Genomic DNA, 9191 nt, shown 5'->3' with positions numbered 1-9191 from the left:
CCTGCACATTTGCAGCAATTTCAGGAATTCCGCATCATGACACTATTACACATGAGATACGGTCATAGAATGCGGCAGGATCAAGCGGTGCAGGGGGCGTCTTCCTTGCACTGCTATTTCTAGTTTTGACACTAAACCTACTTTTGGGATAGCTCCCTTGTGTTGTTTTATTAGGTTTCGATTTGCTTATATCTCTTGTGGGCACTAGACTATGATTAGAAAGAAAAGGGATTTTATTTCTAAGATTTAAGGAGGATCATACGTGCCAAGTTTAATTTTAGAGGGAGGAACTCTCAGACCGATATTTAGCTCAGGTGTTATGGATGCTTTGCTAGATCACGATGTAATGTTTCCTTATTGCATAGGCGTATCAGCTGGAATTAGTAATGGAGTTTCATATATATCCAGACAAAAAAGGAGAAACCTCGAAATTTTGGAGAAATACCGCCATGATCCTCGATACATAGGGTATCGGAATTTCCTGCGCAACCGCAGCTTGTTTGGATTGGATTTTGTGTTTGGAGAAATTCCAAAAAGCTTGATCCCATTCGATATGAAAACTTACCAGAGCTATAAGGGACAGGTGCTGGTCGGAGTTACTAATGCCCATACGGGATTGCCTGAATATATGGATGGATTAAAGATGGACGAGAAGTGGACTATGCTGCGCGCAACATGTGCTCTGCCTATGTTTTTTCCTGCTATTGAGATGAATGGATATAAATATTATGACGGTGGACTGACTGACCCCATTCCTGTTCGTAAAGCAATCGCAGACGGTAATGATAAGCATCTGATCGTGCTCACTCAACCTAAAGGGTACATTAAGGAGTTCAGTAAACAAAATGCAAGAGCGGGGAAACTGTTAAAACGTAAATATCCTAAGCTCGAGGAAATATTGCTGACTAGACATGAGAAATATAATGAAACAGTATCCTTTTGCGAACAGTTGGAGAGTGAAGGGAAAGCCGTGATCATTCGTCCAGAAAGACCTCTGCGTAGTTTTGAGAAGGATATCAATATACTTAAGGATTCTTGCCAGCATGGTTATGACTTGGCTATGACGCGAATGCCAGAGATACAGGGGCTGTTTGGTTGAATATGTATAGAATGAAAAACGTTATTCCGTCACTTTTGTGGCGGTTTTTTTTATCGCAGCTAAATTATATTCAAAAAAATGTTAATCATCCCTTTACATACCCCTATGGGGTATATTATAATGAACTCATCAACCACTCCACTATTAAATAACGGCTGAATAATGCCTAGTGTGGAAGTAAATAGTATGAAAGTTAGGGAGGCAGGGGTTGTTATGGCTGATCGGAATCATACGGACACAGGACATTGTACCAATGCTTCAGGAGAAGGATGTACCAGTGGGGAGCACCCCAGGCAAAGTCATCATTCCGAGGCGGTAAAAGGTAATTTAACTAGTCGATTGAATCGTATTGAGGGGCAAATTCGCGGGATAAAAGGAATGATCGAGAAAGACACCTACTGCGATGATGTTCTTAATCAGATTGCGGCGGTGCAGTCTGCACTTAATAGCGTCGGCAAGCTTTTGCTGGAAGGTCATATGAAGAGTTGTGTGATTGAACGAATTCAGGCAGGCGAGATGGAAGTTGTTGACGAGCTGCTTATTACTGTTAATAAATTAATGAAATAATAAGGAGGAAATAGTTATGCAAAATGTTACTTTGAAAGTAGAAGGAATGTCGTGCGGTCATTGTGTCAATTCAGTTGAAGGTGCGCTGTCACAAATCGGTGCAACGGCGAAAGTTGATTTGGGATCGAAGAGCGTAGCAATAACGTATGATGAGAATAAATTGTCCCTAGAAACGATTAAAGAAGCGATTGAAGATCAAGGTTATGACGTAGTTTAAGGCAGAATCATTTTCTGCTGTCTCTAATATACCCCCAATGGGTATATAGGTTGACAAGAAGGAGAGATTTTCCTATGGAAAAAGCACTGAAAAGTGAAGGAAATCATGAGACTAGTGGTGATCATGCCACGTTGCAAATTACAGGAATGACCTGTGCAGCTTGCGCCAATCGAATTGAGAAGGGCTTAAATCGACTGCCAGGTGTGGCTGGGGCAAATGTGAATCTTGCGCTGGAGACGGCGCAGGTCCACTTCGAGCCGGCAGAGGTATCGCTTAATGATATTATTCAAAAAGTAAGTCAACTTGGCTATTCTGCAGCATTGAAGCAATCTCAAGATCAAGCTGATCAGGTAAGGGCAGAGGAAATTGCAAAACAAAAGCGGAAGCTGATTGTGTCTGCTGTGCTAACCTTTCCGTTGCTATGGGCGATGGCAGGACATTTTTCTTTTACAGCTTTTATCTGGACGCCTGATCTACTCATGAATCCCTGGTTCCAGTTTATATTGGCTACACCGGTGCAGTTTATTGTAGGCTGGGGATTCTATGTTGGAGCGTACAAAGCGCTTCGCAACCGCAGTGCCAATATGGATGTATTGGTTGCTCTAGGTACATCAGCAGCGTATTTTTATAGCTTGTATTTAAGCATACAGTCGCTGTCTATGGCACATGGGCATACCCCCCAGCTGTATTATGAAACAAGCTCGGTGCTGATCACCTTGATCCTGCTTGGCAAATGGTTTGAAGCACTGGCTAAAGGGCGGTCTTCACAAGCGATCAAGACGTTAATGGGATTGCAGGCTAAGACGGCTACGGTCATTAAAGATGGGGAAGAGGTAAGTGTACCAATAGATGCGGTTGTTCCGGGCGATATTATTCTGGTTAAGCCGGGCGAACGCATTCCGGTAGATGGAGAGGTATTGGACGGAGTGTCGGCGGTAGATGAATCAATGCTGACTGGTGAAAGTATTCCGGTAGAGAAGAAAGTCGGAGACGACGTGATCGGAGCAACGGTCAACAAAAATGGTGCATTGCGTATTCGGGCGATGAAAGTCGGACGTGATACAGCTCTGGCTCAGATCATCCGGGTAGTTGAAGAGGCGCAAGGCTCCAAAGCGCCGATTCAACGTGTTGCAGATGTGATCTCAGGGGTATTTGTGCCGATCGTTGTAGGTATTGCGGTGGTCACCTTCTTAGTATGGTTCTTCTTTGTAGCTCCAGGCAGCTTCTCAGAGGCGCTGGAGAAAGCTATTGCAGTTCTCGTCATTGCTTGTCCTTGCGCACTTGGACTCGCAACGCCTACATCCATAATGGCTGGATCTGGTAGAGCAGCCGAGTATGGTATTCTGTTTAAGGGCGGGGAGCATTTAGAGACTGCGCAAAGCCTTGATACGATTGTGCTGGATAAGACAGGTACAATCACACGTGGTCAACCTGAGCTAAGAGAGGTTGTTCCGGCAAACGGGATGCAGGAGGCGGAACTGCTTGTTTTGCTAGGTTCAGCTGAGCGCAGCTCTGAGCATCCGTTAGCTGAAGCTATAGTGACAGGGGCGCGGGAACGCGGACTGACATTACCTGAAGCTTCTGCATTCGAAGCGATACCTGGTCATGGTATCTCAGCAATTGTAGAAGGTCGTCGTATACTGGCTGGAACGCGTCGTTTAATGGCCAAAGAGGGCATTGACGTTGGTTCTTATGAGGATGTTATGTCAATGAAGGAAGAGGCGGGTCAGACAGTGCTTCTGATCGCTGTCGATGGTATATATGCTGGTATGGTTGGTGTTAGTGACCGAGTGAAGGATACTTCGAAGGCGGCAGTTTCGAGATTGAAGGAGCTTGGTCTTCAGGTTGTAATGATTACTGGAGACAATGATAGAACTGCGCGGGCGATAGCTGGTGAAGTCGGTATAGATATGGTTCTGTCTGAAGTGTTGCCGGAAGGTAAGGCAGCTGAGGTGAAGAAACTTCAGGAGCAAGGTAGAAAGGTTGCGATGGTCGGAGATGGTATCAATGACGCTCCAGCGCTTGCCATTGCAGATGTTGGTATTGCCATTGGCACAGGAACAGATGTTGCGATTGAAGCGGCAGACGTAACATTAATGCGCGGTGATCTTCAAGGTGTTCCTGACGCGATTGAGATGAGCAAGCGTACCATGGGGAACATAAAGCAAAATATGTTCTGGGCGCTTGCATATAACAGTGTAGGGATTCCGATCGCAGCAGCCGGATTTTTGGCTCCATGGCTCGCTGGTGCGGCGATGGCACTGAGCTCGGTATCCGTTGTATTAAATGCATTAAGACTCCAACGTGTAAAACTATAATCATAGTTGAATAAAAGACTACCCTAGTTCATCGTAATGATGGATCGAGGTAGTCTTTTGCTTTTGCTGTATTCTTATCAGTTAAGAGGCTGATTCATAAATAATTCCTTGTTCCTGAAGAGAACGGATGAATAATTTCATCAGTCTTACACTGGAATTAAGCGTCTCAACATCAGGCTTCTTGCATGATTCGATATAGTTTAAGGTAGCCGCTTGACCCTTTAATGAAATTCTGAACGTGGCTTTTGGAGTTTTAAGCAGCTCCTGGTCCAGTCCATCATGTTTGAGAACAGAGCGGAGAACGCTTGGATGTGATGACTTGGCATGAAAGAGCTTGCCGACTGCCGAATTAGGCATTGAAGCAGGTCTTAAGTGACTCTGAAATGGTAGAAAGATCGGGCGCTTAATAGAACATAGATAGCATTCCAGTTTGCGCCGAGGTCGATATTTGTATGTTAGCTCAATTGTTGGAATGCTGTTTGAGGAGCTCGAGCTATCGGACAGGGTTGCTATGATGACACCACCTAATCCATGAGCCAGTTCAACCTTGACATGATGAGAAGTATACTTCCATCCCTTGAATGAGGATGGCACATAGGTTCCACCAGATGCTTTGGCATACTCTTGCAAAATGATCGACGACTTCGACTCCAACATGCTTTTACGAACAGTCTTAGTCTGCATCTTTGGTTCCACCTCCATGATCCCGAGCACGTGGCGAAGGTAGACGTCCTTCTCTTCGGAGCGCTTCCCGCAGCAGGTACTCAATATGTCCGTTAACGCTTCGGAACTCGTCAGCAGCCCAGCGTTCCAAAGCTTCATACAGGGACGGATCTAGTCGCAACGGGAAGCTTTTTTTGCTGGCCATTCTAACGTATCTCCCTAATTAGTACAACGAGCTCGTATTAATGACCGGCTGGGCTGAACGGTCTGATACGACTGCAACGAGTAAATTGTTAATCATAGCTGCTTTGCGTTCATCATCAAGCTCAACTACATTGTCGGTTTGAAGGCGTTCGATAGCCATTTGTACCATCGTAACCGCACCATCAACGAGCTTCTCGCGAGCAGCAATGATCGCTTCTGCTTGTTGGCGCTGCAGCATTGCACTGGCAATTTCAGTGGAGTAAGCCAAGTGGGTCAGGCGCGATTCAGTCACTTTTACCCCTGCGATTGCAAGCCGTTTCTGAAGCTCTTCGGTAAGCTCAAGAGCAATCTCTTCGGTGTTGCCGCGAAGGGAGAAACCGCTAATTTCAGGCTGATCATAAGGATATTTACTAGCGACGTGACGGAGCGCTGTTTCACTTTGAATTTCAACGAATGTTTCGTATTCGTCTACTTCAAACAACGCTTTGGCTGAATCAACAACAGAGAAAACAATGACCGCCGCAATTTCGATCGGGTTACCGCTGACATCGTTGACCTTTAGCTTAGCACTGTTGAAGTTGCGTACACGCAGAGAAACCTTTTTGCGGCTGGAAAACGGAATAGACAGGTAAAACCCGCTCTTGCGGATAACACCAAGATAACGTCCGAAGAACGTGATTACGCTAGACTGATTTGGCTGTACGACAGTAAGCCCAGTGAGTAGTATCAATGCGATTACTCCAGCCATAATTCCGATGAGAACAGGTAATGTTTCTTGAAGGCTGATGAGGTATCCACTTGCTCCCCCAATGGCGATAATGAACAGAAGAGCGACAAAGCCATTTAGATAAGAAATCTCTTTTTCCTTAAACATGTCGAGACAACTCCTTTAAACTACATATTGATTTGATATTTATATGATATCACTTTTGAAATATATTGTAAATTATTTTGTTGCAAAATAATCTAAACAACTAAATAAAGTTGACATAGATCGAATTAAAACATATGATTTAAACAATCGTTTAATAAAGATTTTAACATTCATAAAGGAGATGTATTCGAATGTTCAAAGGAATAAAGTCTTTTATTAAGAGTCCGCAGAGCATAGTTGGCATTATTATTGCCCTTATGTTTCAGGTCATTTTCACTCTTATATGGATGACAGCGTATGACGGGGTCAATGATCGTGTGGATCAAATGAAGATTGCAGTAGTGAATGAGGATCAAGGCTTTGGGAGAAGCATTGTTTCAGGATTGAAGGATAGGCTCCCCTTTGAACTGGTGAATGTGTCGACGGAGGAAGGACAAATAAAGCTGGAGAACCGCGAAGTTCAATTGATGCTCAGCATTCCTGCAGATTTTAGCCAGAAGCTTCAGACCTCTGGTGATAAGGCGATGCTAAGCTATACGATCAACGGATCTAATCCAGCTATGGTGAAAAGTATGATGGAGAGTGTTGCGGCAGGTGTAACGGAATCTATCAATAAACAGGCGATAGAGCAAGGAACTTCGCAGCTGCTGTTAGGCTTGTCTATGCCAGCAGAGAAGGTGGAGGTCATCGCTAAAGAGATAACAGGAAAAGTAGAGTCGAATGTAGATACCATCCATCCTGTCGATGGAATGAACAATCAGATGGTGCCAATGATGCTTGTATTGGCCTCTTTTGTCGGAACGATGATTATGGGTATGAATTTATATCAGGCCTCTTTGTCAATAAGAAGTGAGACGTCTCTATGGCAACGGTTTGGTGCTCGTTCTCTCATTAACCTGACTTCATCACTCCTTATTTCTCTTATAGGGACTTCACTGGTTTTTGTTCTAGGAGGGCAAATGGAGCATGGGTTTATCGCTTTTTGGATGTTCCAGGCTCTGTTCGTTGCAACTTTTCTGTTCTTCTCGCAAATGTTCCTTGCATTATTCGGAGTGGCGGGTATGCTGTTTAACATTGCGATGTTGTCCTTGCAGCTTGTAACATCGGGAGCTCTAGTTCCGCGGTTCCTGCTAAACGATTTTTACCGTTCATTCGGCGAGGTGTTGCCAGCGACCTATGCGGTAGAGGGGCTGATGAATTTACAGTTTGGCGGATCCATTGAAACGGCAAATGTATATTGGCTGATTGGTATTGGTATTATAAGTTTGATAATCGGTCTGGTCTCAGAGCTCGCAAGGAATTATCGTAGTGTCAGGGTAGAGATGGTATCGTAGTACTATATATTTATAGCTTTTTCCATAAGTGCTGAAGAGTCGCCTTGCGCATCTGTCATGAAAGCTCCATAATGAGACTAGTATATTTAAGGGGAGCAAGTGTATGGGGCTGAATGATACTGATGTAAAGACTCGAATATTACTGTCGGCTAAAAGGTTGTTTGCAAAACAAGGATATGAGGGTACAAGTGTCCGTCAGATATGTGAAGAAGCAAATGCGAATATCGCGTTGGTCTCATACCATTTTGGTGGAAAAGAGAAGGTGTTTGAGGCTATTTTTGAACAATTTTACCCTGGCAGTGAAGAGGCGTTTAATCAGTATGAGGATGAGTTGAAGAACCCGGTAGAGGGACTAACTCTCATCGTTCGCGAAATTGTTGCGTTTACCATTAACGATAAGGAGTTAAGTGATATTATTCAACAGGAATTAACACTGCAATCGCCTCGTATGGAAACGGTTCAAGCCTCTCTAAGTCCGGTGTGGTTCAAGGTTAAGGAGCTTCTAGAACGTGGTAAGGAAGAAGGGGTGTTCCATTTTGACTCACTTACGGTAGCCTTCTTAACAGTGATGGGGGTAACCTTATCGCATAAAAGATTCCACTCAGTTAATGTATGGTTGAAGAACCATGATGGTTTCATTCCAGATTCCTATCCAGATCAGGCTGCTCGGTTTGTGCTTCAAGGTCTCGGTGTAAAATTGAATTCATGATTTGCTGTGCATGACAATCCTGCTACTTAAGGTGGTGGGTTTTTTGTTATGCGGACATGCATCAAAACTTCAATTAAGAACGCTTGGCTCAGTATTAAGGGTTCTGATTGTACAAAATTAAATTAACCTAAGGATAATTCAGTGAAAGAAGTTATTTTTTGATAGAAGTAAAATAGTAATGATACCTTTTATCTACTTTTGATACTTTATTTCTATACAGTGCTATCCTTTTGACCTATAATGCTAAAGGGTAATATAATAAAAATATATGATTATTTATGCAGCGAATTAGATGCATCTTTGGGATTAGGAGGCATAATTGGGTGTCAAATACAGAAGATCCAAGCCATGAACAGGAGATATCACCTAACGATTATCATACGGAAATTGACAAGTGGTTTACCCTTTTTATTAATAAGCATCCAGAGATTTATCAACATTCTGTTCGGGTGTCAATGCTGGCTGAGAAAATCGCAGTTCCTCTGGAACTGCCCGTGTCGGAAACAGCGCAGTTAATACGTGGCTGCTTTGTACATGATATTGGAAAAATCATGATTCCTAGAGATGTCATTCTGAACCGTGGACCGCTGGATGATGATCAGTGGGACCTTATAAAATTACATCCGATTTTAGGGGCAGAGCTGCTTGAGAGTTATCCGGGATTTGCTCCACAGATTACGGCTGTTGTTCGATCACATCATGAGAGATGGGATGGACAGGGATATCCGGAGGGACTTCAAGGCGAGGAAATACATTTATTTGCTCGTATATGTGCTGTAATAGATGCTTTTGATTCGATGACATCAAATTTTACATATCGTAGAAGACTGAATATAAGTGAGGCAAAGCTTGAACTGCTGCGTCACGCAGGAACCCAATTTGATCCTGATATTGTTCATGCTCTGATGAGGCTGTCCAATGATACATTGGATATCTATTCATTAACCTAGTAAGCAAGAAATAACATATATCATAGAAAGTGGAATGAGGCCGTCCCTCAAAGTTATCTAAGATAACTTTGAGGGACGCTTCTTTTTTAGCTGTGGAAGGGCAAGATATCAGGAAAAGCATGTGAAAATGCAGCTTTTTAAAAGTAGCCATAAAAGGATGAACAAAAGCCTGCGAAAATGCAGAAATATTGTTCTGAATAGACTAGTTTGAAGAGAATCCTTAGAGAAAGCCTGCACATTTGCAGCAATTTAGGGC

General features: G+C 43.5%; 10 protein-coding genes. 7 read left to right on the top strand and 3 right to left on the bottom strand.

All coding sequences use genetic code 11. The annotated features are described in order from the left end of the window. The first annotated feature begins 262 nt into the window (after positions 1 to 262). From BLS49_RS24190 to BLS49_RS24175, 4 genes are all read left to right on the top strand, one after another. Positions 263 to 1099: a patatin-like phospholipase family protein gene (locus tag BLS49_RS24190; RefSeq protein WP_091236668.1), complete on the top strand. Its 837-nt coding sequence runs from the start codon at positions 263 to 265 to the stop codon at positions 1097 to 1099. Between the two features lie 213 nt (positions 1100 to 1312). Next, entirely contained in the window at positions 1313 to 1666 is a 354-nt protein-coding gene (locus BLS49_RS24185) for a metal-sensitive transcriptional regulator (RefSeq protein WP_091236666.1), read from the top strand. Between the two features lie 16 nt (positions 1667 to 1682). Then, entirely contained in the window at positions 1683 to 1883 is a 201-nt protein-coding gene (locus BLS49_RS24180) for a copper ion binding protein (protein ID WP_091236665.1), read from the top strand. 74 nt (positions 1884 to 1957) lie between these two features. Then, positions 1958 to 4201 (top strand): heavy metal translocating P-type ATPase, encoded by a 2244-nt coding sequence (locus BLS49_RS24175; protein WP_091236663.1) that lies wholly within the window; start codon positions 1958 to 1960, stop codon positions 4199 to 4201. 81 nt (positions 4202 to 4282) lie between these two features. Here BLS49_RS24175 and BLS49_RS24170 read toward each other — a convergent pair whose 3' ends face one another. The 3 genes from BLS49_RS24170 to BLS49_RS24160 are packed head-to-tail and all read right to left on the bottom strand — an operon-like array spanning position 4283 to position 5942. Then, positions 4283 to 4885, bottom strand: coding sequence for a hypothetical protein (locus BLS49_RS24170; RefSeq protein ID WP_091236661.1), 603 nt, complete (start codon positions 4883 to 4885; stop codon positions 4283 to 4285). After that, positions 4875 to 5069 carry a type II toxin-antitoxin system antitoxin gene (locus BLS49_RS24165; RefSeq protein ID WP_091236659.1) on the bottom strand — a complete coding sequence of 65 codons (195 nt, stop codon included), beginning with the start codon at positions 5067 to 5069 and terminating at the stop codon, positions 4875 to 4877. Before BLS49_RS24165 ends, BLS49_RS24170 begins: the two co-directional genes overlap by 11 nt. An 18-nt stretch (positions 5070 to 5087) precedes the next feature. Further along, complete coding sequence (locus tag BLS49_RS24160; RefSeq protein ID WP_091236658.1) at positions 5088 to 5942, bottom strand: SPFH domain-containing protein; 855 nt, start codon at positions 5940 to 5942, stop codon at positions 5088 to 5090. A 191-nt stretch (positions 5943 to 6133) separates the two neighbouring features. On the opposite strand from BLS49_RS24160, the gene BLS49_RS24155 reads away from it, so the two are divergent. The 3 genes from BLS49_RS24155 to BLS49_RS24145 all read left to right on the top strand — a co-directional run bounded on the left by BLS49_RS24155 (position 6134) and on the right by BLS49_RS24145 (position 8935). Further along, the gene (locus BLS49_RS24155) at positions 6134 to 7276 is read left to right on the top strand and encodes a YhgE/Pip domain-containing protein (RefSeq protein WP_091236656.1); all 1143 of its coding nucleotides are present in this window, start codon (positions 6134 to 6136) and stop codon (positions 7274 to 7276) included. A 103-nt stretch (positions 7277 to 7379) separates the two neighbouring features. Continuing rightward, positions 7380 to 7985: a TetR family transcriptional regulator gene (locus BLS49_RS24150; RefSeq protein ID WP_091236654.1), complete on the top strand. Its 606-nt coding sequence runs from the start codon at positions 7380 to 7382 to the stop codon at positions 7983 to 7985. A gap of 323 nt (positions 7986 to 8308) precedes the next feature. Further along, entirely contained in the window at positions 8309 to 8935 is a 627-nt protein-coding gene (locus BLS49_RS24145; RefSeq protein ID WP_245742765.1) for an HD-GYP domain-containing protein, read from the top strand. Positions 8936 to 9191 lie beyond the last annotated feature (256 nt).

This window comes from Fontibacillus panacisegetis (assembly GCF_900102215.1).
Taxonomy (GTDB): Bacteria; Bacillota; Bacilli; order Paenibacillales; family Paenibacillaceae; genus Fontibacillus; species Fontibacillus panacisegetis.
The sequence above is the reverse complement of the archived record's forward strand: the minus strand, read 5'-3'. Positions and strand labels throughout refer to the sequence as shown.